The 26,644-nt window shown below is 70.7% G+C and carries 22 protein-coding genes; 18 read left to right on the forward strand and 4 right to left on the reverse strand.

Going from position 1 to position 26,644, the window contains the following annotated elements:
- Nucleotides 1–33: 33 nt before the first annotated feature.
- Genes ACZ7OI_RS38995 through pip form a run of 3 tightly spaced genes read left to right on the forward strand, consistent with a single transcriptional unit; the run spans nucleotide 34 to nucleotide 2,555 of the window.
- Nucleotides 34–819 carry a WXG100 family type VII secretion target gene (locus ACZ7OI_RS38995; protein ID WP_470269137.1) on the forward strand — a complete coding sequence of 262 codons (786 nt, stop codon included), beginning with the start codon at nucleotides 34–36 and terminating at the stop codon, nucleotides 817–819.
- Between the two features lie 24 nt (nucleotides 820–843).
- Nucleotides 844–1,572 (forward strand): ESX secretion-associated protein EspG, encoded by a 729-nt coding sequence (locus tag ACZ7OI_RS39000; RefSeq protein WP_470269171.1) that lies wholly within the window; start codon nucleotides 844–846, stop codon nucleotides 1,570–1,572.
- A gap of 11 nt (nucleotides 1,573–1,583) precedes the next feature.
- Nucleotides 1,584–2,555: a prolyl aminopeptidase gene (gene pip / locus ACZ7OI_RS39005; RefSeq protein WP_470269138.1), complete on the forward strand. Its 972-nt coding sequence runs from the start codon at nucleotides 1,584–1,586 to the stop codon at nucleotides 2,553–2,555.
- 292 nt (nucleotides 2,556–2,847) lie between these two features.
- Here pip and ACZ7OI_RS39010 read toward each other — a convergent pair whose 3' ends face one another.
- Nucleotides 2,848–4,047, reverse strand: coding sequence for a Glu/Leu/Phe/Val dehydrogenase dimerization domain-containing protein (locus ACZ7OI_RS39010; protein WP_470269139.1), 1,200 nt, complete (start codon nucleotides 4,045–4,047; stop codon nucleotides 2,848–2,850).
- A gap of 120 nt (nucleotides 4,048–4,167) precedes the next feature.
- Here ACZ7OI_RS39010 and ACZ7OI_RS39015 point away from each other — a divergent pair, with 120 nt between their 5' ends.
- The 10 genes from ACZ7OI_RS39015 (at nucleotide 4,168) to ACZ7OI_RS39060 (ending at nucleotide 16,344) form a co-directional block, all read left to right on the forward strand.
- Entirely contained in the window at nucleotides 4,168–5,094 is a 927-nt protein-coding gene (locus ACZ7OI_RS39015; protein WP_470269140.1) for a LysR family transcriptional regulator, read from the forward strand.
- 326 nt (nucleotides 5,095–5,420) lie between these two features.
- Entirely contained in the window at nucleotides 5,421–6,683 is a 1,263-nt protein-coding gene (locus tag ACZ7OI_RS39020; RefSeq protein ID WP_470269141.1) for a glutamate-cysteine ligase family protein, read from the forward strand.
- A gap of 58 nt (nucleotides 6,684–6,741) precedes the next feature.
- On the forward strand, nucleotides 6,742–8,091 hold the full coding sequence (gene egtB, locus ACZ7OI_RS39025; RefSeq protein ID WP_470269142.1) for an ergothioneine biosynthesis protein EgtB: 1,350 nt from the start codon (nucleotides 6,742–6,744) through the stop codon (nucleotides 8,089–8,091).
- Nucleotides 8,092–8,095: 4 nt separating this feature from the next.
- Nucleotides 8,096–8,860, forward strand: coding sequence for an ergothioneine biosynthesis protein EgtC (egtC, locus tag ACZ7OI_RS39030; RefSeq protein ID WP_470269143.1), 765 nt, complete (start codon nucleotides 8,096–8,098; stop codon nucleotides 8,858–8,860).
- A complete protein-coding gene (gene egtD, locus ACZ7OI_RS39035) occupies nucleotides 8,857–9,828 on the forward strand; it encodes an L-histidine N(alpha)-methyltransferase (RefSeq protein ID WP_470269144.1) in 972 nt (323 codons plus the stop codon). The genes egtC and egtD overlap by 4 nt, the downstream gene beginning before the upstream one ends.
- Nucleotides 9,821–10,291 carry a nitroreductase family deazaflavin-dependent oxidoreductase gene (locus ACZ7OI_RS39040; protein WP_470269145.1) on the forward strand — a complete coding sequence of 157 codons (471 nt, stop codon included), beginning with the start codon at nucleotides 9,821–9,823 and terminating at the stop codon, nucleotides 10,289–10,291. The genes egtD and ACZ7OI_RS39040 overlap by 8 nt, the downstream gene beginning before the upstream one ends.
- Nucleotides 10,292–10,675: 384 nt before the next feature.
- Nucleotides 10,676–12,310: an alpha/beta hydrolase gene (locus tag ACZ7OI_RS39045; RefSeq protein ID WP_470269146.1), complete on the forward strand. Its 1,635-nt coding sequence runs from the start codon at nucleotides 10,676–10,678 to the stop codon at nucleotides 12,308–12,310.
- Nucleotides 12,311–12,416: 106 nt separating this feature from the next.
- Nucleotides 12,417–13,565 (forward strand): EfeM/EfeO family lipoprotein, encoded by a 1,149-nt coding sequence (locus ACZ7OI_RS39050; protein ID WP_470269147.1) that lies wholly within the window; start codon nucleotides 12,417–12,419, stop codon nucleotides 13,563–13,565.
- On the forward strand, nucleotides 13,562–14,722 hold the full coding sequence (locus ACZ7OI_RS39055) for a Dyp-type peroxidase (RefSeq protein ID WP_470269148.1): 1,161 nt from the start codon (nucleotides 13,562–13,564) through the stop codon (nucleotides 14,720–14,722). The genes ACZ7OI_RS39050 and ACZ7OI_RS39055 overlap by 4 nt, the downstream gene beginning before the upstream one ends.
- A 17-nt stretch (nucleotides 14,723–14,739) precedes the next feature.
- Nucleotides 14,740–16,344: a phospholipase C gene (locus ACZ7OI_RS39060; protein WP_470269149.1), complete on the forward strand. Its 1,605-nt coding sequence runs from the start codon at nucleotides 14,740–14,742 to the stop codon at nucleotides 16,342–16,344.
- Here the strand turns inward: ACZ7OI_RS39060 and ACZ7OI_RS39065 are convergent.
- Together ACZ7OI_RS39065 and acnA are read right to left on the reverse strand one after the other, a co-directional pair.
- On the reverse strand, nucleotides 16,341–17,129 hold the full coding sequence (locus ACZ7OI_RS39065) for an alpha/beta fold hydrolase (protein WP_470269150.1): 789 nt from the start codon (nucleotides 17,127–17,129) through the stop codon (nucleotides 16,341–16,343). The genes ACZ7OI_RS39060 and ACZ7OI_RS39065 overlap by 4 nt on opposite strands.
- A 104-nt stretch (nucleotides 17,130–17,233) precedes the next feature.
- Nucleotides 17,234–20,041 carry an aconitate hydratase AcnA gene (gene acnA / locus ACZ7OI_RS39070; RefSeq protein WP_470269151.1) on the reverse strand — a complete coding sequence of 936 codons (2,808 nt, stop codon included), beginning with the start codon at nucleotides 20,039–20,041 and terminating at the stop codon, nucleotides 17,234–17,236.
- A 365-nt stretch (nucleotides 20,042–20,406) separates the two neighbouring features.
- On the opposite strand from acnA, the gene ACZ7OI_RS39075 reads away from it, so the two are divergent.
- Nucleotides 20,407–21,795: an NlpC/P60 family protein gene (locus tag ACZ7OI_RS39075; protein ID WP_470269152.1), complete on the forward strand. Its 1,389-nt coding sequence runs from the start codon at nucleotides 20,407–20,409 to the stop codon at nucleotides 21,793–21,795.
- On the opposite strand, the gene ACZ7OI_RS39080 is transcribed toward ACZ7OI_RS39075, so the two are convergent.
- On the reverse strand, nucleotides 21,785–22,579 hold the full coding sequence (locus tag ACZ7OI_RS39080; protein WP_470269153.1) for a GNAT family N-acetyltransferase: 795 nt from the start codon (nucleotides 22,577–22,579) through the stop codon (nucleotides 21,785–21,787). The two genes, ACZ7OI_RS39075 and ACZ7OI_RS39080, sit on opposite strands and share 11 nt — an antisense overlap.
- Before the next feature lie 134 nt (nucleotides 22,580–22,713).
- Here ACZ7OI_RS39080 and mobA point away from each other — a divergent pair, with 134 nt between their 5' ends.
- The 4 genes from mobA (at nucleotide 22,714) to ACZ7OI_RS39100 (ending at nucleotide 26,439) form a co-directional block, all read left to right on the forward strand.
- The gene (gene mobA / locus ACZ7OI_RS39085) at nucleotides 22,714–23,268 is read left to right on the forward strand and encodes a molybdenum cofactor guanylyltransferase (RefSeq protein ID WP_470269154.1); all 555 of its coding nucleotides are present in this window, start codon (nucleotides 22,714–22,716) and stop codon (nucleotides 23,266–23,268) included.
- Nucleotides 23,269–23,380: 112 nt separating this feature from the next.
- A complete protein-coding gene (locus ACZ7OI_RS39090) occupies nucleotides 23,381–24,445 on the forward strand; it encodes an AAA family ATPase (protein WP_037806526.1) in 1,065 nt (354 codons plus the stop codon).
- A gap of 76 nt (nucleotides 24,446–24,521) precedes the next feature.
- The gene (locus ACZ7OI_RS39095) at nucleotides 24,522–25,403 is read left to right on the forward strand and encodes a DUF58 domain-containing protein (protein WP_470269172.1); all 882 of its coding nucleotides are present in this window, start codon (nucleotides 24,522–24,524) and stop codon (nucleotides 25,401–25,403) included.
- A gap of 55 nt (nucleotides 25,404–25,458) precedes the next feature.
- On the forward strand, nucleotides 25,459–26,439 hold the full coding sequence (locus ACZ7OI_RS39100) for a VWA domain-containing protein (RefSeq protein WP_470269155.1): 981 nt from the start codon (nucleotides 25,459–25,461) through the stop codon (nucleotides 26,437–26,439).
- Nucleotides 26,440–26,644: the final 205 nt, after the last annotated feature.

The raw sequence follows: 26,644 nt of genomic DNA on the forward strand, positions 1-26,644 counted from the left end.
GCGGACGACCCGGCTGCGCACGAAGGGAACCAGGTGGACGGCAAGCAGATCTTCGACAACTTCCGCGGCGGCGACACGTCCGGCCTGCGTGCCGCCGCGGCGAAGGTCCAGGAGCTTTCGGCGGCCTACCTGGAGCGCGCACAGAGCGTGAAAGACCTGCAGGAGCGGATGGCGCGCTCGTGGACCGGCGACTCCGCGGACGCGGCGAAAGCGGGCGCGGGGCCGGTCGAGGCCGGGTTCCGGGAGTCCGCCGACCCGCTCGACCTCACCAGCGCGTCGATGGACACCCAGGCCAGCAGCTTCGAAAGCTCCCGGCACGCGGTCGTCGACGTGCCGCCCCGCCCGGAGCGCCCGCAGCCGTGGGCCGGGCCGCTGCAGGCGGTGCTGCCCGCGTCGGCCGCGCCAGTGTCCTTTCAGGACGGAATCGACCGGTTCCACGGCGCGAACGAGAACAACGTCCGGGTGATGGAGCAGTACCACGGCGTCACCGCGAACACGAAACGCGTGCTGCCGAAGCAATACGGCCCGGTCGTCCCCGACAGCGCCGCGGTCCGCCGGACCTCTTCGGACAGCACCGCCACACAGGCCGCCGCGAGCCACGACCGGAACGGCCCCGGCACCGCGGTGCTGCCGACTCCGGTGAGCGAACCGTCGCAGCGCGGCTCGGGCGCGGCGATCGGCGGCGCCCCTGGCGGGCAGCGCGGCCCGGGCGACGGCTTGCACTGGCGGCCGGACTACCTCCTCGAGCCCGATCCGGAGGGCGCTTTCGGCGTGGACGGTTCGGCGACCCTGCCGGTTCTCGGCGACGAGGAGGAGTAGCCGGTGGCCGATCCGGCGGGACGAGTGGATGTCCCGGTCGAAGCGCTCGCGGCGCTGGCCGAACGCGAGCAGGTGGGCCGGCTGCACGTGACGCTGCGGCCGGATCCGGCGTGGCTGTCGGAAACCGAACGCGACGAAGCGGCCAAGCGGGTGGACGACGCGCTCGCGCTGGCGGGCCTGGTCGACTCGCGCGGCCGGGCCACAGTGGACTTCCTCGACTGGCTGCCGCTGCTCGTGCGCCCGGTAATCGAGTACTACGGCTGGGTCGCGACCGGCGAGCGAACCTATGGCGTGCTCGCCGCGGCCAGCGGAATGCAGGCGGTGCTCGCGGTGTCGGACGGCGAGCACGTCGGCGTCCAGGAGATCGACCGCGAACGCGTGCTGGAAACGCTCGTCGAACAGCTGCCCGCGGTCGGCCCGGGCGGCGGGTATGTGCGCAGCGTGCGCGTCGCGGACCTCACCGAAGCCGCGCGCCGCGGCGAGGACGCTTTTCCGTTGGACCCGGTGTTGTCGGACGTGCTAACCCTGGTGCAGCGTCCGGTGCACGGAAGCGGAGAGCTGTACGCGGGACGGCGCGACGACGTCGGCCGGTACGTCCGGCTGGAAGAACCATTGCACTACGCGGACACGGACTGGGGCCGGTACCTGAGCTACACCGTCGGGGCCGGGCCGGACGCGGAAATCCGGATCGGCCCGGCAGGCCCGGCTGAACTGTGCGGTGCGCTGCGGGCTCTGGAGCGCACCCTGAACTGAGGGGAACGTTCTTGCGCTATCCGGAAATCGAACCGTACGACAGCGGCCTGCTCGACGTCGGCGATGGCCACCAGGTGTACTGGGAAACCTGCGGAAACCCCGCCGGAAAACCAGTAGCGGTCCTCCACGGCGGCCCGGGAACCGGCTGCAGCGAAGGAATGCGGCAATTCTTCGACCCCGCGCGCTACCGGATCGTCCTGCTGGACCAACGCGGCTGCGGCCGCAGCACCCCGCACGCGGGCGACACCGTCGAAGCACTGAAGGCGAACACCGCCAGCCACCTGATCAGCGACTTCGAACTGTTGCGAGAAAAACTCGGAATCGACCGCTGGCAACTCTTCGGCGGCTCCTGGGGTTGTGTACTCGGCCTTGCTTACGCGGAGCGGCATCCCGAACGCGTGACGGAAATCGTCATGATGGGCCTGGCCACCGACCGCCAGATCGAAATTAACCTGCTCACCGGCGGCCTAGGCGGAATGTTCCCGGAGGCTTTCACCCGATTCCGTGAAGGAGCACCGGAAACCGACCGAGACGGCGACCTGGCAGCGGCCTACTACCGCCTGCTCACCGACCCGGACCCGGCAGTGCACGAGCCCGCCGCCCGAGCTTGGTGCGACTGGGAAGCCGCCATGATGCCCGGCGTCCCGCCCTCCCCGAAATTCGAAGACCCCCGCTTCCGCCTGGCCTTCGCCCGCCTGGTGACGCACTACTTCTCCCAAGGCTGTTTCCTGGAAGACGGCGCGATCCTCCGCGACGCGGGCAAACTGGCCGGAATCCCGGTAGTCCTGGTGCAAGGCGTACTGGACCTGAGCAACCTGGTCGGCACCCCCTGGCTGCTGGAACGCGCAATCCCAGCCGCAGAACTAATCCTGATCGGCGGCGCAGGCCACACCACCGCAGTCCCCGCCATGGAAAACGCCCTGATCGCCGCCACAGACAAATTCGCCGCCAATGTCCGTGAGGGGAACCCTGAAGGACTCTGATTCCCTCAGGGTTCCCCTCACGTCCCCTCGCCGGTCGTGAGGGGCCCCTTCACGTACTTAGATTCCCTCAAGGAGCCCTTCACGACCCGCACCACCCCGCAGCCCGCGCACCCAACTATCGAGGCACCCACACCCCCCCGCACCCCGATACGAAGCCTCCCTGCGGTCTGAGGGTGGTTGTCAAGGCATCTTTCCCGCCTTGACAACCACCCTCAGACCGTCAGCACAATCGGGCTTCGGGGCGCCCCACGCAACGCACCCGAGCGCAATGTCGCCGCCAGGCGACGAGCCCTCAAGGAATCATCAACACACCCGCTCCCACCGCCCCAGGCGATTCAGCCGTACGAACCTCCCGAACAGCCTCCGCCTGCCGCAACGCGGTAACCCGAGGCGGAACCCGATCCAAATGCCACTCCGCCAACACCAACGCGACCTTCGCCTGCATCTCCGTCCGCAACCGCAAGAACGAATCCGCCGGATCCGCCCCCACCTCGCCGAGCAACAGCCACCAAGCCCAAGCAGCAGCCCCGGCATTGGCGATGAAGTCCGGAATCACCGCGACCCCACGCGCAGACAACGCAGCCTCAGCCTCCGGCGTAGTAGCAGCGTTAGCCGCCTCCACCACAACCTTCGCCTTCACCAGATTCTCGTTGTCCACCCGCAACGCGTAGGAAATAGCCGCAGGCACGAAAATATCCGCCTCCGCCGACACCACAGCCTCGCGCGGCAACGACTGGACCCCGTCCGGCAACCGCCCCCGGTCGACCTCCCCGAACCGGTCCCGCAACTCCAGCAGCGCAGGCACGTCCAACCCCTCCGGGTCGTACAACGTCCCCGCGGCGTCCGCGACGGCCACGACCTTCATCCCCGCCTCGTGCAGGTACCAAGCCGCGCCGCCTCCCATCGTCCCGATGCCCTGGATCGCGACGGTCGTCTCAGGACCCCCCCAGCCCCACGTATTCGCCGCGCCGAGGCAAGCCTGCGCCACCCCGTAACCACCGATCACGTCGCCGAGCAGCTGCCCGCCGGGAACCGGCGCGTTGAGCCCGGCCTGAACCCGCCGGAGCGTCCGCGCCGGATCGGCCGACCGGCGGATCGCGGCGTGGTACGACTGCTCCAGCCCGAGCGTCGCGAAAACCTCGTCGATGAGGTGCTGCGGGACGCCGAGGTCTTCGGCGGTCACCCAGCTGGCGTCCAGCCACGGGCGCAGGAACTCGCAGAAGCGGGTGAGCACGCCGGTCGCGCGCGGGTCCTTCGGATCGAAGTCGATGCCGCCCTTCGCGCCCCCGACCGGGAGGTTGAACGCGGCCGTCTTGTTCGCCATGCCGCGCGCCAGGTCGGCCACCTCGTCGACCGTGCAGCCGGCGCGCATTCGCGTGCCGCCCGTGGCGACGCCGGAGACCAGGCTGTGCACGACCAGGTAGCCGCGCGCACCCGTGACCGTGTCCGTCCACGTGAGCTTCATCAGCGGTTCGGCGTTCCGCGTGTCCATCGAGCCACTCACCTCCTCGAGTCCTGGGCGGCGCGGTTCGCCGCCTGCTTTCGAGGGTGGGGCCACTTCGGGGCGCGCGTCTATTTACCGAACCTGCACGAAGTTGTTTAGGGTTTGTACATGGAGCTTTCGTTGCACCGCTTGAGGATGCTCCGCGAACTGCACCGCAGGGGCACGGTCACCGCGGCTGCCGCGGCGTTGCATTACACCGCTTCGGCGGTGTCGCAGCAACTCGCGCAGCTGGAACGCGACGTCGGCGCGAAGCTGTTCGAACGGCTCGGCCGCCGGGTCCAGCTGACCGAACTCGGCATTCTGCTCACGGAGCACGCCGAGGAGATCCTGGGGTCGGTCGAGCGCGCGACGCTCGCCCTGGAGGAGGCGCAGGGGTCGATGTCCGCGCGGCTCACCGCGGGAGTCTGGGCGTCCGTAGCGTCCGGTTTGCTGCCGACCGCGCTCACCGCATTGGCCGCGGATTACCCCGGAATCCAAGTGCGGACGAAGGAACTGGCCCCGGAGGCGACCGCGGATGCGGTGCGGGACGGCACCTTGGACTTGTCGTTCGTCATCGACTACTCCGATGCCCCGATGGAGTGGAGCGACGGACTGGAGCGCGCGGTCGTGGCGGTGGAGCGGCTGCACGCGGCGGTCCCGGCGGGCGCGCTGCCGTCGGCCACGGTGCCGCTCGACGCGCTCGCGGAGCACCCGTGGATCCTGGCGAGCCCTAAGTCCCATTTCGGCCGTGCGATCCGGATTGCCTGCCAGCGGCACGGTTTCCAGCCGAAAATCAATCACGAGGTCGAGGAACAGTCGACGGCGATGGCGATGGTGGGCGCGGGGCTGGGCGTCACCCTGGTGTCCGATCTCGGGCTGCGGTTGCTGCGCCCGCCGGGGATCGACGTTGTCGCGCTCGCCCCGCCGTTGCTGCGGACGGTGTCGATCGCCTACCGCCGCACGGAGATCCGGCGTCCGGCGTTGCACCTGGTGGTCGCCGCGGTGCAGAAGGCCGCGGCCGAGCTGGGGCTGGGCACGGAACCCGCCCTGCCGTGAACCGGGGCGCCGCGGTTTTGGCGTGACGCTGATGTCCGATCTCGGCTGGCGCGCTCCGGGATGGACGTTGCCGCGCTCGCCCCGCCTCTGCTGTGGACGGTGTCGGTCGCCTGCCGCCGAACCCGTCCCGCCGTGAGCGGGGGCGCCCCGGATGGAGCAGCGCGCGCCAGTCTGATCTTTTCGGTGAACTCCCAGGTCAACGCAGATTACGGGTTCCTTATCGATGGCCGCGGGGACTTCGCGGCCCTGTTTTTGTCAGACCCCGCGTGTAGCGTCGCGAAGCGACGAGGTCCGGCCCGCGGGCCTCCTGATCCGGACGGCGACAGATGACTGCAGTGCACGATTTTCCGGACAGATCCGGGAGTGCGGCGAACCTGACCGCGCGGGTCCTTGCCGACCGCGCGGAGGGGGAGCAGTACGTCGCGTCGGTGTGTTTCAAGCACGGACCGCCGAGACTGCTCGGGGTGGAACTGGAGTTCACCGTGCACCACACCGGCGACCCGGTCCGCCCTCTCGACCCCGACGTCCTTGCCACGGCGCTCGGTCCGCACACCCCGCGGACACTGCGCCCCGACAGCCCCGCGGTCCCGCTCCCGGCCGGTGCGCCGGTGAGCCTGGAGCCCGGGTGCCAGGTGGAGATCTCCGCTCCGCCGCAGGCCTCGCTGCGTGATCTGCACGCGGCTGTGGAGGCCGATCTCGCTCATCTCACCGGTCTTCTCGCCCGCCACGGCCTCGAACTCGGAGCCGCGGGCATCGACGAACACCGTCCGCCCCGGCGCATTCTGCGCACCCCCCGCTACGCCGCCATGGAACGCCGGTTCGCCCCGATCGGGGCGGGCGGGATCACCATGATGTGCAGCACCGCGGGCCTGCAGATCTGCGTGGACGCGGGCGAACCCCACGAGGTCGCCGCGCGCTGGGCCGCCGCGCACGCGATGGGCCCGCCGCTTCTCGCGCTGTTCGCGAACTCCCGCGTGCACGCCGGATCCGACACCGGATTCGCCTCGGCGCGCTGGCTCGCGGTGCTGGAAACCGAACCGGTCCGCACCCAGTCTCCCGAGCCCGGCGACGACCCGGCGCGCGAATGGGCCCGGCGGATGATGGACACGCCGCTGATGGTGTTCCCGCGCGGCGAACGGCCGTGGGACGCGCCGGAGGGGCTCACCTTCGCCGACTGGATCAGCGGCCGGGGCTCGGCCACCGTGCTGCGCCGCCCGACGGTCGCGGACCTCGACTACCACCTCACCACGATGTTCACCCCGGTGCGGCCGCAGGGCTATCTCGAACTGAGGTACCTGGACGGGCAGCCGCCGGGGGAATGGCTTCCGCCGGTAGCGCTGGTCACCGCGCTGCTGGCGAATCAGTCCACAGTGGACAAGGTGCGCGAGGTGTGCGCGCCGTCGGCGGGCCGGTGGGTCGACGCCGCCCGGCGCGGGATGGCCGACGCGCAGCTGGCGGCGGTCGCCAGGGAGCTGGTGGAGCTGGGCATCGCCGGGCTTCCGTCCACCGGGCTTCCCGGCGGCACCGCGGACCGGCTGGCCGCCGGGCTGCGCGCCCGGGCCGCCGGAGTGCCGCGCCAGGACCGATGAGCAGGACCGAGATCACCGCCGGGCCGCCCGGCGAACCGGACTCGAGGAGTCAGGACCGATGAGCACCATCCCCGAACAGAACCCGTTGCTGGAGCTGAGCCCGCAAGACCTGCGGGCGCACACGGCCGCCGCCCTCACCCGGGCGCGCGAGCGCAGCGTGGCCCTCACCGACGCGGTCGACGACGAGGACCTCGTGCGGCAGCATTCGAAACTGATGTCGCCGCTGGTGTGGGACCTCGCGCACATCGGCAGCCAGGAAGAGCTGTGGCTGGTCCGCGACGTCGGCGGCCGGGAGCCGCTGCGTCCGGACATCGACGACCTCTACGACGCCTTCCAGCACGCCCGCGCGGACCGCCCGGCGCTGCCGCTGCTCGGCCCGGCCGAGGCCCGCGCATATGTGAAGGAGGTTCGCGACAAAGCGTTCGACGTCTTGGAAACCGCCCCGCTGGACGGACGGCGGCTCACCGAGAGCGCGTTCGCGTTCGGCATGATCACCCAGCACGAGCAGCAGCACGACGAGACCATGCTGGCGACCCACCAGTTGCGCAAGGGCGAGCCCGTGCTGCACGCCCCGGAGCCGGCGCCCGCGCCCGCCCGCAGGCTGCCCGCCGAGGTGCTCGTGCCCGGCGGCCGCTTCACGATGGGCACCACCGCCGAACCGTGGGCGCTGGACAACGAACGGCCGGCACACGAGGTCGACGTGCCCGCGTTCTTTCTCGACACCACGCCGGTCACCTGCGGGCAGTACGTCGCGTTCCTGGAATCCGGCGGCTACCAGGAGCGGCGGTTCTGGAGCGAACCCGGCTGGACATACCTGCAAGAGCACGACATCACCGCGCCCCGGTTCTGGCGCCGCGAACCGGACGGCTGGTGGCGCACCCGCTTCGGCGTGCACGAGCGCGTTCCGGAGAACGAGCCGGTCGTGCACGTTTCGTATTACGAGGCCGAGGCGTACGCGCGCTGGGCGGGCAAGCGGCTGCCGACCGAAGCGGAGTGGGAGAAGGCCGCCCGGCACGACCCGGCGAGCGGCCGGTCTCGGCGATTCCCGTGGGGCGACGAGGAACCGACCGCCGAGCACGCCAACCTCGGGCAGCGCCACCTGCGCGCGGCCGAGGCGGGCGCGTATCCGGCCGGAGCGTCGCCGCTGGGCGTGCACCAGCTGATCGGCGACGTCTGGGAGTGGACGAGCACCGACTTCCACGGCTATCCGGGCTTCTCGGCGTTCCCCTACCGGGAGTACTCGGAGGTCTTCTTCGGACCGGAGTACAAGATCCTGCGCGGCGGGTCGTTCGGCACCGACGCGGCGGCGATCCGGGGCACGTTCCGCAACTGGGACTACCCGATCCGGCGGCAGATCTTCTCCGGCTTCCGGTGCGCGCGCGACCCGCGCCCGGGCGAGGCGGGCTAGCCGGATGTGCCGTCATCTCGCCTATCTCGGCGCGCCGGTCTCCCCGGCGGAGCTGATGTTCGCCGCGCCGCACGCGCTGCTCGTGCAGTCGTACGCGCCGCTCGACATGCGCGGCGGCGGTTCGGTGAACGCCGACGGCTTCGGCCTCGGCTGGTACCCGGAACCGGGCGCGCCGCCGCAGCGCTACCGCCGCCGCGAGCCGTTGTGGACCGACCAGACGCTGCCCGCGCTGGCCGCTTCGGTGCGCACCACGGCGTTCGTCGCAGCCGTGCGCAACGGCACCACCGGAACGCCGGTCACCGAGGCGGCCGCCGCGCCGTTCCTGGAGGACCGCTGGCTGTTCAGCCACAACGGCGTGGTGCGCGGCTGGCCCGGTTCGATGCGCGGGCTCGCCGGACGGCTGGACGTCACGGAGCTGTTCACGCTCGAAGCGCCGACGGACTCGGCGCTGCTGTGGGCCTTGCTGCGGGCTCGGCTGCGCGCGGGGGAGGAGCCGCTCGAAGCGGTGACCGGCCTCGTGCGCGAGGTCGAGGCGGTCGCTCCCGGCTCCCGGCTGAACCTTCTGCTCACCGACGGCGAACTGCTCGTCGGCACCGCCTGGACGCACGCGTTGTCCGTGCGCCGCACGGAAACCGGCGTGGTGCTGGCGTCCGAGCCGTGCGATCCGGACCCGGCCTGGACCGCCGTGCCCGACCACCACGCCGTGCGCGTCACCGCGGCCGGCGTCGACGTTCTTCCTCTGACCCTGGAACGGAGCACCGCCCGATGACCGAAGCGGACCTGGAGAGCCATCGCCGCGACGTGACCGCCGAACTGCGCGCGGACGTGCGCGAGGGGCTCACGGCCGACCAGAAGTGGTTGCCGCCCAAGTGGTTCTACGACGCCGAAGGCAGCAAGCTGTTCGAGAAGATCACCGCGCTGCCGGAGTACTACCCGACCCGCAGCGAGCGCGAGGTGCTCGCGCAGCGGGCGGCCGAGATCGCCGAAAGCACCGGCGCGCACACGCTCGTCGAGCTGGGTTCGGGGTCGAGCGAGAAGACCCGGCTGCTGCTCGACGCGCTCACCGCGCACGGGACGCTGGAGGCGTTCGTGCCGATGGACGTGTCGGAATCCGCGCTCGCCGAGGCCGCCGCGGCGATCACCGCGGACTATCCGAAGCTCGACGTGCGCGGGGTGGTCGGCGACTTCACCCAGCACCTGCGGCTGCTGCCCGGCACCGCGCCGCGCGTCGTCGCGTTCCTGGGCGGCACGATCGGCAACTTCCTCCCGGGCGAGCGCGCCGAGTTCCTGCGCTCGGTGCGGGAGGTGCTCGGCGAAGGCGAGTGGCTGCTGCTCGGCACGGACCTGGTGAAGGACCGGGAAACGCTGGAGCGCGCGTACGACGACGCGGCAGGCGTCACCGCGGAGTTCAACCGCAACGTGCTGCGCGTGATCAACGCTGAACTGGGCGCGGACTTCGACCCGGACGAGTTCGACCACGTCGCGCACTGGGACGCCGATCACGAGTGGATCGAAATGCGGCTGCGCGCGCGGAGCCGGACGGAGGTGCGCATCCCCGGCGCGGACTTGATCGTGCCGTTCGCCGAGGGCGAGCACATCCGCACCGAGGTGTCGGCGAAGTTCCGCACCGGCGGCGTCGAGGCGGAGCTGAACGCCGCCGGGTTCGCGCTGGAACAATGGTGGACAGACTCACAGCAGCGGTTCGGGGTGAGTTTGGCAAGATCAGTGCGTGCGTAACCCTCTCGCGGCGCTCGCCCGCAAGCTCGGCGCCCAGCCCCGGCTGATGGGCGCCTCGCGCGCCATCATCGCGACCGACCGGCAGCTGCACCGGTGGTTCGGCGGCCGGATCAGCCTGGTGGGCCTGGCCGGCCTGCCGTCGCTGCGGCTCACCACCACCGGACGGCGCAGCGGCCTGCCGAGGAGCACGAACTTGCTGTACTACCCGCACGGCAGCGAGTTCGTGCTCACCGGTTCCAACTGGGGCCGCCCGCAGAATCCGGCGTGGACGCACAACCTCCGCGAGAACCCGAAGGCGACGGTCGCGCTGCGCGGGCGCGAGATCGAGGTCAAGGCGCGGGAGCTGGAAGGCGCGGAGTACGACCGGATGTGGGCGGAACTGCTCGAATTCTGGCCGGGCTACCAAATGGAACGGGACGAGGCGCGGCGGGACTTCCCGGTGTTCGTGCTGTCCCGCTGCTGACCGCTCCGGGGATACGGGCCACGTCGCTTGGACGCTTCCCGGGTCGTGTCTCCCTGGGGCGCGGAGCGGGTCCGCTCTTGTCCTTCTGAGGCGCAGAGGCTGCCCGGGTTCACTCTTGTCCCGCTGGGGCGCAGAGGCCGTCCGGGCCGATTCTTGTCCCCCTGGGACGCGGAACCGCCCAGGCTCAGCGGGCGTCATGGCGCGGGGCGAACTGCCTTCCGGTTCGACCCGATCGAGTCCGTCGCCGAGGACCGTTCCCGAGCCGAGTTGTCGCTCGTCCGAACCCGCACTTCCTCCTTTTGGCCGGTGCCCGGCTTGGCCGGATTATGCCAGTCTCGGTGACGCCCCGTAATCAGACGGGTGCGCAACCAGGGGAGATTCCACGTGCGCGGATCGAAAAGAGCACGAACCGGAGCACTGGTCGCGGCGATCGCGACCGCGCTGACCGGATTGGCGGGCACTGCCGTCGCGGCGCCGGCCGACCCGGCGGCGCAGGCCCGACCGGCCAAACCCGCCGAAATCGCGCGCACCGCGCCGGTCAAGTGGGAGGACTGCACCAAAGAACAGCTGCGCGGCGTCCCGGAAGACCAAGTGAAGCTGTACAGCTGTTCGCGCTACCGCGTGCCGATCGACCACGACGACGAGTCGCTCGGCACCATCGACATCGCGCTGATGAAGCGCGCCGCCAAGGTTCCCGGGCAGCGGATCGGGTCGCTGTTCCTCAACCCGGGCGGCCCGGGCGGGTCCGGCCTCCGGATGCCGATCGCGGGCGACCGCTACTTCCGCCCGCAGGTGATGGACCGCTTCGACCTCGTCGGGTTCGATCCGCGCGGCGTCGGCGCCAGCAACCCGCTGCGCTGCTTCACCACGGCCGAGGACGCCCAGGACGTCCAGAGCCAGCTGCTGCCGGTTCCGTTGTCGCGCAAGGAAATCTCCGGCACGCTCGCCGGGTACCGCGACTACGGCCAGTTCTGCCGCCGCAACGCGGGCGCGCTGCTGGACCACATGTCCACCCGCGACGTCGTGCGCGACCTCGACCAGCTGCGCGCCGCGGTCGGCGACCAGCAGCTGACCTACACCGGGTTCTCCTACGGCACCCTCGTCGGATCCACCTACGCCGCGATGTTCCCGAAGCAGACGCGGGCGATCGTGATCGACGGGAACGTCGACCCGCAGCTGCGCACCAACGACGGCGTCACCTACGACCTGGCGCGGGCGCAGGGCTTCGAGATCGCGCTCGACGGTTTCCTCAAGCGCTGCGCACAGGCCGGCGACAAATGCGCGTTCAGCGCCGGCGACCCGCGGGCGAAGTTCGACGAGCTGCGCGAGCACGTGCGCACCGACCCGATCACGCTGCCCGGCGGCCAGAAGGTGGACCTGGGCACGCTGATCGGCGCGGCGTCGAGCGCGATGTATTCGCCGGATTCGTTCGGCGAGCTGGCCGAGGGCTTGCAGCAGGCGTACTCGGCGCTGCACCCGTCGCTGCAGGCCCAGTCCGCGCGCAAGGGCGCCCTGTCCGCGGGCCGCGGCGGTCTGCTCGACCTCGCCCCGGACAGCCCGTACGCCGGCGACGACTCGTATTTCGCGGTGAACTGCGCGGACAAGCCGATGCGGATCAAGCAGGAGCAGGTGCCGGGCATCGCGGGCAAGGCGGATCGGGAATCGCCGACGTTCGGCCGCTACCAGGTGTTCTCCGACATCGCCGCCTGCCCGGTGTGGCCTGCCGCGAAGACGTCCGACCCGTACCGCGGGCCGTGGCGCGCGAACACCGCGACGCCGGTGCTGGTGGTCAGCAACTTCTACGACCCGGCCACGCGGTACCGGTTCGGCCGGCGGATGGCCGAGGAGCTGGGCAACTCCCGGCTGCTGTCGGTCGACGCGTTCGGCCACTGCATCCTCGGCAAAGCGCGCGGCGTGGACGATGCGACCGCCGCGTACCTGATCGACCTGAAGGTGCCCGCCGAGGGCCAGGTGTTCCAGCCGGACCGGCAGCCCTTCACTTCGCCCGCGAAGGGCTGATCGGTTGATCTTCGGCCCGGAACCGGGCATAACGGCACAACCCTCTTGTCAGCGGTCGGCGGATCGGTGAAAGTGTCCGCCAGAAGTTCACCTGAGGGGAGTTGACGTGCGGCGCTGGGCGGGCGGGTTCGGCGCGGCCAGGTGGACGGCGGTCCTTGTCGGGACCGCGGTGCTCACCGGCTGCTCGGGCTCGCCCGCCCAGCCCGGTCCGGTCCAGGTTTCGCGCTCGGCCTGCGGCGACGGCTGGACCGCGCCGCCGGCCGGGCCGCAGACCCTCCAGGTCCGCAACGACGCCGCCGTCACGATGGAAATCGACCTCGTCGACCCGGCCACCGGCACGGTCTTCGGGGAACTGGAAGGCGTCGGCCCGGGCACGACGCGCGCGTTGCCGGTGAACTTCGCCAACGGCGCGTACGCCCTGCGTTGCGCGCCTGAAGACGGCACGCCGTTCGTCGGCCCGGCGGTCCAGGTCACCGGCGGCGCGGACCGGCCCGGACCGGCGGTGGTGCCGGTGACCAACGCCGATCTGCTCGGGCCGCTCAAGCAGTATCACGCGTATGTCGCCGACGGCCTCGGCACGCTCACCGGCCAGACCGCCGCGCTGGCGCAGGCCGTCCGTTCGGGGAATCGCGGTGCGGCGCAACAAGCCTGGCTCACCGCGCACCTCACGTACGAACGGCTCGGCGCCGCCTACAACGCCTTCGGCGATTCGGACGGGGCGATCAACGGCACGACTGCCGGGCTGCCGTCCGGAACCGCCGACCCGGGCTTCACCGGATTCCACCGGCTCGAGAACGGCCTGTGGCACAACGAATCGATGCCCGCTTTGAGCCCGGTCGCCGACCAGCTCGGCCAAGCCGTCCAGAAACTGCGCTCGTCGTTCGCCGACGCCCAGATCGACCAGAACGACCTCGGCCTGCGCGCGCACGAGATCATGGAGAACACCCTTCAGTTCGAGCTGACCGGCCGCACCGACTACGGCAGCGGCTCGAACCTCGCGACCGCGGGCGCGAACCTCGCCGGAACCCGCGCGGTGCTCGACGTGCTGCGTCCGCTGCTGACCACGCGGTTCCCCGGTCTGAAGGACCTTGACGCGTGGATCGCCCGCACTGATCGCGATCTCCAAGCAGTCGCCGGAAAACCGTTGTCCGCCCTCGACCGGAAGCAGCGGCTGCGGATCAACGCCGACGTCTCCGAGCTGACCGAACGCCTGGCTCCGGTCGCGGCGATCGCGGAGCCGAGGAGGACCTCGTGACCCTGGGGCGGCGCGCGTTCCTGCGCGGAGCGGCCGCCGCGGGTGCGGGCGCGGGCCTGATCGGCCTGTCCGGAAGCGCGACGGCAGCCGGGGGAGCGGTGCCGTTCCACGGTCCCCGCCAGACCGCCGTGCTGGCGGAACCCGCGAGACATTCGGTCGTCGCTGCGTTCGACGTCGTCGCGGAGAATCGCACTGAACTCACCGCGCTGCTCAAAGAACTCACCGCCCGCGCGCGGTTCCTCACCAGCGGCGGCGCTCCCGCGTCGGTCGGCATCACCGGGCCGCCCGCGGATTCCGGCGTCCTCGGCCCGGAAGTTCCGAAGGATCAGCTGTCAGTGCTCGTCGGCGCGGGAGCGTCGCTGTTCGACGACCGGTACGGGCTCGCCGCGCGCAAACCGCCGAAGCTCAAGCAGATGCCGATGTTCCCGGACGACGCGCTCGATCCGCAGTGGTGCCACGGAGATCTGAGTCTCGTGCTCAACGCGGCCGAACCGGACACCGTGCTGCACGCGTTGCGCGACATCGCCCGCGCGACCCGGGGCGGGATGCAGCTGCGCTGGAAGATCGACGGGTTCAGCTCGCCTCCGCGTCCGGCCGGGACGCCGCGCAACCTGCTCGGGTTCAAGGACGGCACCGCGAATCCGGGACCGTCCGAAGCGGACAGTCTCGTGTGGACGGACGACGGCGGCAGCTACCAGGTCGTCCGGCTCATCCGGATGCTGGTCGAATTCTGGGACCGGGTGTCGCTGTCGGAGCAGGAGAACATGATCGGCCGCCGCCGCGACACCGGCGCCCCGCTCGACGGCGCGGCCGAGCAGGACGTTCCGCGCTACGCCGAGGACCCGATCGGCACCGTCATCCCGCTGACCAGCCACATCCGGCTCGCGAACCCGCGCACGCCGCAGACGGACGGACAGCGGATCCTGCGCCGCGCGGTCAACTACGACCGCGGTGTCGATGCCAACGGCAACCTCGACATGGGTCTCGTCTTCGCCTGTTACCAGCGCGACCTCGAGCAGCAGTTCGAGGCCGTGCAGAAGCGGCTCGCCGGCGAGCCGCTCACCGACTACGTCTCGCCGTTCGGAGGTGGGTATTTCCACCTGTTCCCGGGCGTGACGGATCCGGCCGACCACTACGGCCGGGCAATGCTGGGCTGAGCGGAAGGAGTTCTGCAGTGAAGCGGACCAGGAAGCGGGCCACCGCGGCGGCCGCGCTGGCGGCGACCGCGGCGCTGGCCGCGGCGTGCGCGAGCAGCTCGGCGTCGACCTCGGCGCCGGCGCACGCGATCGCCGCGGAGACGTTCACGACTTCCACGCCGATCAAGCACGTCGTGGTGATCTTCGGCGAGAACATCTCCTTCGACCACTACTTCGGCACGTATCCGAACGCCACCAACGAAAACGGCACCCCGTTCCACGCCGCGCCCGGCACCCCGAAGGTCAACGGCCTCACCCCGGACCTGCTGCAGCACAACCCGAACGCCTACAACCCGAAGCGCCTCAGCCCGGACCAGGCGCTCACCTGCGACCAGGCGCACGACTACAAGAAGGAACAGGCCGCGTTCAACGGCGGCAAGATGGACAAGTTCGTCGAGTACACCGAGAAGGACAAGTGCACCGGCCAGCCCGTGCTGTTCGGCGAGCCCGGCCTGGTGATGAACTACTTCGACGGCAACACCGTCACCGCGATGTGGAACTACGCCCAGCACTACGCCCTGAACGACAACTCCTTCAACACCGTCTTCGGCCCGTCCAGCCCCGGCGCGATCAACCTCGTCTCCGGACAGACGCACGGCCTGCAGCCGGTGGATTCGGTCACCGGCGAGCCTAAGGTCGACCCGCACACCGCGGCTTCCCCGGATTCCCGCGGCGTCGGCACGATGATCACCGACCCGGATCCGGCGTTCGACGACTGTTCGGACAAGAACCACACCGCGAAGGACAACTTGGGCGCGTTCCAGGGCCGCAACGTCGGCGACCTGCTGAACGCGCGCGGCGTCACCTGGGGCTGGTTCGAAGGCGGCTTCCGGCCCACCGGCGAGGCGAACGGGTACGCCGTCTGCGGGACGAAGCACCCGAACGTCGGCGGCCAGGCGTCCGTCGACTACAGCCCGCACCACCAACCGTTCCAGTACTACCAGTCGACCGCGAACCGGAAGCACCTTCCGCCGACCTCGCTGCACGCCGTGGGCCAGCACGACCAGGCGAACCACCAGTACGACGTCCGCGACTTCAACGACGCCCTCGCCGCGGGCACGATGCCCGCGGTGAGCTTCCTGAAGGCGCCGGAGTACCAGGACGGGCACGCGGGCTACTCGGATCCGTTGGACGAGCAGGCTTTCGTGGCCGACGAGATCAACCGGATCCAGGCGTCGCCGCAGTGGAAGAACACCGCGATCGTGCTGGCGTATGACGATTCGGACGGCTGGTACGACCACGTCGCGCCGAAGATCCTCAACGGCTCGCACGACTCGGCGCAGGACGCTTCGGTGTGCACGTCGAAGCCGGTGAAGCTGGGCGGGTTCGCGGACCGCTGCGGGTACGGCCCGCGGCTGCCGCTGCTGGTGATTTCTCCGTACAGCAAGGTGAATCACGTCGACCACACGATGACCGACCAGACGTCGGTGCTGCGATTCATCGAGGACAACTGGCACCTGGGCCGCATCGGCGGCGGGTCGTTCGACGTGATGGCGGCTCCGTTGACCGGGATGTTCGATTTCTCGCACCCCAAGGCGAAACCGCTGAAACTGGACCCGAAGACGGGCGCGGTGATCGGCTAGCCGCGCAGGAATTCGTCGAGCAGATCGCCGAAGAGGCCCGGTTGTTCGAGGTTGACCGGGTGCCCGGCATCCGGCACGCGGATCCAGCGCGTGCCGGGTGCTTCGCGGTCGAGCAGTTCGGCGTTCCGCAGGATGTCGGAGGAATCCAGGTCGCCGGTGATCACGAGCGTGCGGGCGCGGATCTCGGCGACCCGGTCGACCGCGCGGAGTTCCTCGGCGGTCACCGGCGCGGAGTGCTCGCGCGCGATGTTGTCCCACACCATCGCACGGCACGCCTCCCGCACCGCCGGATCGACCTGATCCGCCCTCCGGTGCGGGCCGTCGACCCACGACCGGAGCAGGCATTCGACCACCTGCTCGCGGCTGGTCGCCGAAGCCATCTCCTGTTCGAGGCCCAGGATGTACGGATCGCGGAACTCCATCCCGCTGAGCCCGGGGGAGGAGAGGACCAGCGCGCGGACGCGATCCGGATGCGCGAGCGCGAAGTCGGCGAACACCCGGCTGCCGAACGAACAGCCGACCAGCACCGGTTGGCCGACATCGAGAGCGTCGAGCAGTTTTTCGGTGTCTTCGTAGTGGGAGAACGCGGATTCCGGCCTGGACGAACCGCCGTGGCCGCGTCCGTCGTACCGGATCACGCGAAAGCGTTCGGCGAACCGCGCGAACTGCACGTCCCACATCGCGCGGGTCATCGCGCCCGCGTGCAGGAACACCACCGGACGGCCGGAACCTCGTTCCTCGTAAGCGAGTTCGCCGTCGCCGAGACTGACCGTGCCGATCGTCATTCCGCGCCCCCCGTCGGAAAAGACCCACCGCCGAGCATAGCGCGGAAACGCCGAAGCCCGCCCCCGCGCGAACGCGGAAGCGGGCTTCGGAGCGGTTCAGACCGTCAGGACTGCGTCATCTTCCGCAGCACGTACTGCAGGATGCCGCCGTTGCGGTAGTAGTCCGCCTCGCCCGGGGTGTCGATGCGGACGACCGCGTCGAACTCCACCTTCGAGCCGTCTTCCTTGGTGGCGGTCACGTGCACCGTCCGCGGCGTCTCGCCCTCGTTCAGCTTCGTGATGCCCTCGATGTCGAACGTCTCGGTGCCGTCCAGCTTCAGCGACGACGCCGACTCGCCCGCCGGGAACTGCAGCGGGATGACGCCCATGCCGATCAGGTTGGACCGGTGGATGCGCTCGAACGACTCGGTGATGACCGCGCGCACGCCCAGCAGCGAGGTGCCCTTCGCCGCCCAGTCGCGCGAGGAGCCGGAGCCGTACTCCTTGCCGCCCAGCACGACCAGCGGGGTGCCCGCCGCCGCGTAGTTCTGGGCCGCGTCGTAGATGAACGCCTGCGGCGCGCCTTCCTGGGTGAAGTCGCGGGTGTAGCCGCCCTGCACGTCGTCCAGCAGCTGGTTGCGCAGCCGGATGTTCGCGAAGGTGCCGCGGATCATGACCTCGTGGTTGCCGCGGCGCGAGCCGTAGGAGTTGAAGTCCTTGCGCTCGATGCCGTGCTCGACCAGGTACTGCGCGGCCGGGGTGCCCGCCTTGATGGCGCCGGCGGGGGAGATGTGGTCGGTGGTGACCGAGTCGCCCAGCTTCGCCAGCACCCGGGCGCCGGAGATGTCCTGCACCGGAGCGGGTTCGGCGGCCATGCCGTCGAAGTACGGGGGCTTCCGGACGTAGGTGGACTCGGCGTCCCACTCGAAGGTCTTGCCCTCCGGGGTGGGCAGCGACTTCCAGCGCTCGCCGCCGTCGAAGACGTCGGCGTAGTCCTTGGTGAACATCTCCTGCGTGATCGCGTAGTCGATGGTCTCCTGGATCTCCTGCGCCGAGGGCCAGATGTCCTTCAGGAACACGTCGTTGCCGTCGGTGTCCTGGCCCAGCGGCTGGGTCGCGAAGTCGAAGTCCATCGTCCCGGCCAGCGCGTAGGCGATGACCAGCGGCGGCGAGGCCAGGTAGTTCATCTTGACGTCCGGGTTGATCCGGCCCTCGAAGTTCCGGTTGCCCGAGAGCACCGAGACCGCGGTGAGGTCGTTCTCCTGGATCGCGGCGGAGATCTCGTCCGAGAGCGGGCCGGAGTTGCCGATGCAGGTGGTGCAGCCGTAGCCGACCAGGTGGTAGCCCAGCTTCTCCAGGTACGGCCAGAGGCCGGCCTTGGTGTAGTAGTCGGTGACGACCTGCGAGCCCGGGGCCATCGACGTCTTGACCCACGGCTTGACCGACAGGCCCTTGTCGACCGCGTTGCGCGCGAGCAGCGCCGCGCCCAGCATGACCGACGGGTTGGAGGTGTTGGTGCACGAGGTGATCGAGGCGATCACCACGGCGCCGTGGTCGAGGATGAACTCGCCGCGGTCGGCGGTGGACACCTTGACCGGCTTGGTCGGCCGCCCGGTGGCCCCGTTCGCCGCGGACTGCACCGGCACGGCGGTCTCGTCCTTGAACGACAGCGCGGCCGGGTCGGAGGCCGGGAAGGTCTCCTCGACGGTCTCGTCGACGTTGGTGTGCGGGGTGGGCTGCTCGTCCTCGGCGTAGTCGTGCACCGATTTGCGGAACGAGGACTTCGCGTCGGTCAGCTCGATGCGGTCCTGCGGGCGCTTCGGGCCGGCGATCGACGGGACGACCGTCGACAGGTCCAGCTCGAGGTACTCGGAGTACTGCGCCTCGTGCGACGGGTCGTGCCAGAGGCCCTGCTCCTTGGCGTACGCCTCGACCAGCGCGACCTGCTCGGCCGAACGGCCGGTGAGCTTGAGGTAGCGGACGGTCTCGTCGTCGATCGGGAAGATCGCCGCGGTGGAGCCGAACTCCGGGCTCATGTTGCCGATGGTGGCGCGGTTGGCCAGCGGCACCTGGGCGACGCTCTCGCCGTAGAACTCGACGAACTTGCCGACCACGCCGTGGCGGCGCAGCATCTCGGTGATCGTGAGGACGACGTCGGTCGCGGTGACGCCGGCCGGGATCTCGCCGGTCAGCTTGAAGCCGACGACGCGCGGGATCAGCATGGAGACCGGCTGGCCCAGCATGGCCGCCTCGGCCTCGATGCCGCCGACGCCCCAGCCCAGCACGCCGAGGCCGTTGACCATGGTGGTGTGGGAGTCGGTGCCGACGCAGGAGTCGGGGTAAGCCTGGCCGTTCCGGGCCATCACCGTGCGGGCCAGGTGCTCGATGTTGACCTGGTGCACGATGCCGGTGCCCGGCGGGACGACCTTGAACTCGTCGAAGGCGCCCTGGCCCCAGCGCAGGAACTGGTAGCGCTCGCGGTTGCGCTCGTATTCGATCTCCACGTTGCGCTCGAAGGCGTCCGCGCGGCCGAACACGTCGATGATCACCGAGTGGTCGATGACCATCTCGGCCGGGGCGAGCGGGTTGACCTTGTCCGGGTCGCCGCCGAGGGCGGTCACGGCCTCGCGCATGGTGGCCAGGTCGACCACGCAGGGCACGCCGGTGAAGTCCTGCATGATCACCCGGGCGGGCGTGAACTGGATCTCGATCGACGGGTCCGCGTTCGGATCCCAGCCGCCGAGCGCGCGGATGTGGTCGGCGGTGATGTTCGCGCCGTCCTCGGTGCGCAGCAGGTTCTCGAGGAGGATCTTCAGGCTGTAGGGCAGCCGGGCGGCGCCTTCGACCTTGTCCAGGCGGAAGATCTCGTACGAGTTCTCTTCCACCTGCAAGGTGTCTTTGGCGCCGAAGCTGTCCTTGCTAGGTGCAGTCACGTCTAACTCCAGTGGCATGGATTCCACGCCGCCGCCGGCGTGTCCTCCCGGGTCAGTTCGGTGTCGTTCTCCGGGTCGTCGGGTCGACCCAGGCGAGTCTTGCGCACCCCCACCGTAGAACCGGAACCGGGAGGGCACACCTCGTCCGTCGCCGCAAACAGTACGCGTGTCCTGTATTTCGTTCAAGACGACACGCGGAGTGACGTGCGCCATCCGGACACGCCGCTCCGGCAGGTCCCCCGAACAGGGGAAATGATCTCCGCGGTGTGTAAGTTCTTGCTGTTGCTTGTGATAGTGGTGTGACTGCAGTGGTACGCGGTGTGCTCGCGGACCCTGCGGCCAGTGAGCGGAGGTGGCGGGGCTTGATGGTCCGACGGGGACGGTCCGGGTCGGCGGATGCGCTGGTGCGCGGCGCCGGAGCCCGGCGCGGCCTGACGGTTGCGACGGTCGCCCTGGTCGCGCTGCTCGGCGCGGCCGGCACCGGGCTCGCGGTGCCTCCGCCGCCGCCGAACCCGAGCGATTCGGCGATCACCGACGCCAAGGGCGACGCCAACGCGAAAGCGGGCGAGGTCGGGCGGCTCACCAACCAGCTCGCGCAGGCCGAGCAGAAGCTCAGCGCGCTGCAGGACAACGTCGAGCTGAAGCAGGAACAGGCCATGAAGGCCCTGGTCGACCTGCAGACCGCGCAGGACGAGGCCACCCAGGCGCAGAACGACGCGAAGTCCGCGCGCCAGGAGGCGGACGCGGCGGTCGGCGCGATCGAGAAGGCCCGCGCGGACGCGAAGAAGTTCGCCGCCGCGAGCTTCGAGCAGGGCAGCACGATCGGGTCGGTCTCGGCGTATCTCACCTCGGACAGCCCGAAGGACCTGCTCGCCCGCGCCCAGCTGCTCAACGCCATCGGCGGCTCGCGGATCAACGCGATGGACCGGCTCCAGCAGGCCCAGACCGACAAGGCCAACAAGGACTCCGCCGCGCGCAAGGCGCTGGAACTCGCGCAGCAGAAGCAGGACGCGGCCACCCGGGCGAAGGGCGCCGCGGACTCCGCGCAGTCCGCCGCCGTGTCCGCGCAACAGGCCCAGGCCGCGCAGAACACACAGCTGGAAGCCAGCAAGAGTTCCGTCGAGCAGCAGCTGTACGCCGCGCAGGCGAAGGTCAACGGCCTGCAGGGGCAGCGCCAGCGCTACCAGGACTGGGTCGCGCAGAAGCAGCGCGAGGACGAGGAGCGCGCGCGGCAGGCCGCGCTGCGGGCAGCCGCGGCAGCCAACAACAACGACGACGACGGCGGGGACGACAACGGCGGCGGAAGCCGCGGCCGTCCCTCCCCGGCAGCGGGAAGCTCGATCGAAGCCGTGATCGCGCGGGCGCTGTCCAAAGTGGGCATGCCGTACGCGTGGGGCGGCGGCAACGGCAGCGGGCCGACCCGCGGCATCCGCGACGGCGGCGTGGCCGACCAGTACGGCGACTACCGCAAGATCGGCTTCGACTGCTCCGGCCTGATGATCTACGCCTTCGCTGGCGTGCAGGGGCTGCCGCACTTCAGCGGTTACCAGTACACCTCGGGCCGCCGGGTGCCGCTGTCGCAGATGCGCCGCGGCGACATGCTCTTCTGGGGCGGCTCGGGCGGTATCCACCACGTCGCGCTGTACCTGGGCAACGGGCAGATGGTCGAAGCCCCGCAGTCGGGTTCGTACGTGCGCGTGGCTTCGGTCCGCTACGGCGGCATCATGCCGTACGCGACCCGCCTCATCGGCTGAGCGGGCTCCATACATAGGGCGTCGTTTCGGTGACCGCGGTGAAGCCGAGCCGTTCGAGGATCGGACGGCTGGTGGGCAGCGCGTCGACCTGGAGGTAGTTCACGCCGCGAGCCCGCGCCGCGCCGACCCGGTGCGCCACGAGCGCGCGGTAGAGGCCGCGTCCGCGCCATTCGGGCAGCGTCGCGCCGCCCCAGAGCCCGGCGAATCCGGTGCCGGGCACCAGTTCCAGGCGGGACGCGGCGACGAACAGGCCGTCGGCTTCGGCGACGACGTGCGTGGTGGTCCCGGAATCGGCGCGGGCCCGGGCGAGCAGATCCGCGGCGACCGCGGCCTCGTCGTGGCCGAACACCGACGCCGAGAGCGTCGCGATGCGCAGCAGGTCGTCGTGGCCGTCGGCTTCCCGCACGACGATGTCGGCGGACGGCGGGGCCGAGGCGGCGACCGCGTCCAGCGGCGCGATCAGGACGGTTTCGGTTTCCTCCGGCGCGAATCCGGCGGCCAGCAAGCGTTCGGGAAGCTCTGCGGGCCGGTCGTGGCTGCGGGTCTTCCACTCGAACTCCTCGCCGCGGGCGGCGAAAAACGCGCGCTGGCGGGCGATCAAGTCGTCGAGCGCGTCGCCGGTCACGCCGAGGTCGGGCGGGCCGGAGACGAAGCCCCGGCGGCCGCCGGTGAGGCGGGCGAGCGGGCCGTCGACAGTGAGCTGTTGTCCGGGTTCGGCCTGCGTGAGTTCGGCTTGACGGACTTCGCGGTCGTAAGCGGCGAGCAGCCGCGCGGCGTCGGGCACGTCGGCAACCTAACCCGCCCGGCCCCGGAGCGCGCGCGGGTTTTCTCGTGAGCGGCGACGCCGGTTCCAACCGGCATCGCCGCTCACGAGGCCCCCAGGCGCGCGCGGGTTTCCGGGGCGGGCACGCTGGGCGCATGACTGAGAGCCCCCGGTTCGCGGGGATCGTGCTGGCCGGCGGGTCCGCGCGCCGGCTGTCCGGAGTGGACAAGCCCGAGCTGCGGGTCGGCGGGATCTCCTTGCTGGGCCGGGCGGTCGAGGCGCTGTCCGGAGCGGATCCGGTCGTGGTCTGCGGTCCTCAGCGGCCGGGATACGACACGGTCGTCTGGACCCGCGAGGCCGTTCCTGGCGCGGGGCCGGTCGCGGCGCTGGCCGCCGGGCTCGAGGCGGTCGACGCGGAAATCGTCGTGCTGCTCGCCGCCGATCTCCCCGGAATCCGGCGCTCCACAGTGGACCGGCTGCGGTCCACTGTGGTCAGCGGTGACGGGGCGGTGCTCGTGGACGCGGCGGGGGAGCGGCAATGGCTGGTCAGCGCGTGGCGTACCGCGGCGTTGCGCGAGGCGTTGCCGGAGCATCCGGAGAACGCGTCGCTGCGCCGGACCCTCGGCGGGCTGCGGATCGCGGAGGTCGCGGCGGAACCCGGCGAGAGCGACGACATCGACACGCCGGAGGACCTGGAAAAGCACCGCTGACAGGGGCTTCACAGCTGTCACACCGGTAATGCGATTGGCTACCGTCGCGGGAAGTTCTCGACCCAGTAGGGTCGCGGACGAGCACGCAGACGCGGAAACCCCTGGAGGAAGAGTGACCGAGCCCGGCTTCGCCGAGGGAGCGAACGGGCAGCAGCCCGGCACCCCGGCGCGGGACGCCCAGCTGCTGGAACGCACCGTGTTCGAGGTGAAGCGCGTCATCGTCGGACAGGACCGGCTGGTGGAGCGCATGCTCGTCGGGCTGCTGGCGAAGGGGCACCTGCTGCTCGAAGGCGTGCCCGGGGTCGCGAAGACGCTGGCGGTCGAGACGTTCGCGCGCGTCGTGGGCGGTTCGTTCTCCCGCGTGCAGTTCACCCCCGACCTGGTGCCCGCCGACATCCTCGGCACGCGCATCTACCGCCAGGGCGCGGAGCGCTTCGACGTCGAACTCGGCCCGGTGGTCGCGAACTTCGTGCTCGCCGACGAGATCAACCGCGCCCCGGCGAAGGTGCAGTCGGCGATGCTGGAGGTGATGGCCGAGCGGCACGTGTCGATCGGCGGCAAGACCTTCCCGATGCCCGACCCGTTCCTCGTGCTGGCCACGCAGAACCCGATCGAGAACGAGGGCGTCTACCCGCTGCCGGAAGCCCAGCGCGACCGGTTCCTGTTCAAGATCCTCGTCGAGTACCCCTCGGCCGAGGAGGAGCGCGAGATCATCTACCGGATGGGCGTCACGCCGCCGGAGCCGCACGAGGTGCTGAGCCCGGCCGAGCTGGTCCGGCTGCAGGGCGTCGCGTCGCAGGTGTTCGTGCACCACGCGCTGGTCGACTACGTCGTGCGGCTGGTGCTCACCACGCGGACCCCGAACGACCACGGCCTGTCCGATGTCGCGGGCTGGGTGTCCTACGGCGCCTCGCCGCGCGCGAGCCTCGGCATCATCGCCGCGGCGCGGGCGCTGGCGCTCGTGCGCGGCCGGGACTACGTGCTTCCGCAGGACGTCGTCGACGTTGTGCCGGACGTGCTGCGCCACCGGCTCGTGCTGTCCTATGACGCGCTGGCCGACGGCGTGCCGGTGGACCACATCGTCACCCGCGTGCTGCAGACCGTGCCGCTGCCGCAGGTATCGGCCCGGCCGCAGGGCGGCGCCGGCCCGGTGCCGGCGGGCGCGCCCGTCAGGTAGCGGCGTGGCTGGCACATCCTCGAAACACCCGGGCGAACGCCCGGCCTGGGCGCCGCCGATCCTGCGCGGCGACCGGATGGAAGCGGGACTGCGCACCCTCGAACTCGAAGTGCGCCGCCGCCTCGACGGCTTGCTCCAGGGCAACCACCTCGGCCTCGTTCCGGGTCCGGGTTCGGAACCCGGCGAGGCGCGGCCGTACCAGCCCGGCGACGACGTGCGCCGGATGGACTGGGCGGTCACCGCGCGCACGACGACGCCGCACATCCGCGAGACGGTGGCGGACCGCGAGCTGGAGACGTGGGTCGTCGCGGACATGTCGGCGAGCCTCGATTTCGGCACCGCGCTGTGCGAGAAGCGCGACCTGGTGGTCTGCGCGACCGCCGCTGTCGCGCATCTGACCGGCGGCGGCGGAAACCGGATCGGCGCGCTCGTGTCCAACGGCGAAGGCATCACCCGGCTCCCGGCACGCGGCGGGCTTCCGCACGCCCGCGGGCTCGTCCGGCGGCTGGCCGAGACGCCCCGCGCCGCCGGAGGCGTCCGCGGCGACCTCGCCGAGGCGCTGGAAAAGCTGCGCCGTCCGCCGCGGCGGCGAGGGCTGGCGGTGGTGATCTCCGATTTCCTCGGCCCGATGGACTGGGAGCGCCCGTTGCGCGCGCTCGCCGGACGGCACGAGCTGATCGCCATCGAGATCATCGACCCGCGCGACGTGGACCTGCCGGACGTCGGCACCGTCGTGCTGGCCGACCCGGAGACCGGACGGCAGCGCGAGGTGCACGCTTCGGCGTTGCTGCGCAAGGAATTCGGCGCGGCGGCGAACGCGCACCGGCAGGCGGTCGCGTCCGGTCTGCGCCGGGCCGGGGCCGCGCATCTGGTGCTGCGCACGGATTCCGACTGGATCGCGGACATGGTGCGGTTCGTGGTCGCCCGCAAGCGTCGCTGGTCCGGGGGTGTCGCATGAGCGCCGTCCCCCTTCACGCGGCCGCCGCCCGGGCAACCAGTAAGGAGGCGAAGCCGTGAGCCTCGCCGGTTTCAGTTCGCCGTGGTGGTTCCTGCTGCTGCTCGCGGTCGCCGCCGTGGCGGGCGCGTACGTGCTGTCGCAGCGGCAGCGCCGTCGCCGGGTGATGCGGTTCGCGAATCTCGAGCTGCTGGAGAAGGTCGCGCCCAAGGCGCAGGGCTGGATCCGGCACGTGCCCGCGGTGCTGATCGTGCTGTCGCTGCTGTTCCTGACGGTTTCGCTGGCGGGCCCGACGGCCGAGCAGAAGGTGCCGCGCAACCGGGCGACGGTCATGCTGGTGATCGACGTGTCGTTGTCGATGGAAGCCACCGACGTCGCGCCGACGCGGCTGAAGGCGGCGCAGGACGCGGCGAAACAGTTCGCGCAGAACATGACGCCGGGCGTCAACCTGGGCCTGATCTCGTTCGCCGGAACCGCGACGGTCCTCGTCAACCCGACGACGGACCGGGCGGGCGTGTCGAAGGCGATCGACAACCTGAAGCTCGCCCAGTCCACCGCCACCGGCGAGGGCATTTACGCGGCGATGCAGTCGATCCAGAGCTTCTCGGCGGTGGTCGGCGGCGCGGACGGCCCGCCGCCCGCGCGGATCGTGCTGATGAGCGACGGCAAGCAGACCGTGCCGGAAGACCTGTACGCCCCGCGCGGCGCGTACACCGCGGCGCAGGCGGCGAAGCAGGCGCAGATGCCGATCTCGTCGATCTCGTTCGGCACCGAGCACGGCTCGGTCGACATCGAGGGCAAGCAGCAGGACGTCCGCGTGGACGACGAATCGCTGCGCGAGATCGCCCGGCTGTCCGGCGGCGAGTTCTACAAGGCGGCGAGTGCGGACGAGCTGAAACGCGTGTACGCCGACTTGGGCGAGCAGATCGGGTACGAGCTGAAGAACGCCGACGCGAGCAAGCCGTGGGTGGTGCTGGGGACGATCATCCTGATGGCCGGGGCTGCCACTGCGCTGCTGTTCGGCCAGAGATTGCCGTAGGTCCGCGACCTAGGCGGCTTCTCGGGACCGGTCCCGAGAAGCCGCCTTTACGGTGTCCGCCTTGGACGTTCAAGGCAAAGGAGACCGGACAGACATGCGGTGGCCGTTCAGGAAGAAGCCGGTGCCCGAACCCGCCGGCGGTGGGCTTCGCACGGCCGCCGGCGTCTTTCGCTGCGTAGTCCAAGTCGGCGACTCAAGCAGTCGG

The sequence above is a fragment of the Amycolatopsis sp. NPDC114503 genome, from assembly GCF_055633655.1.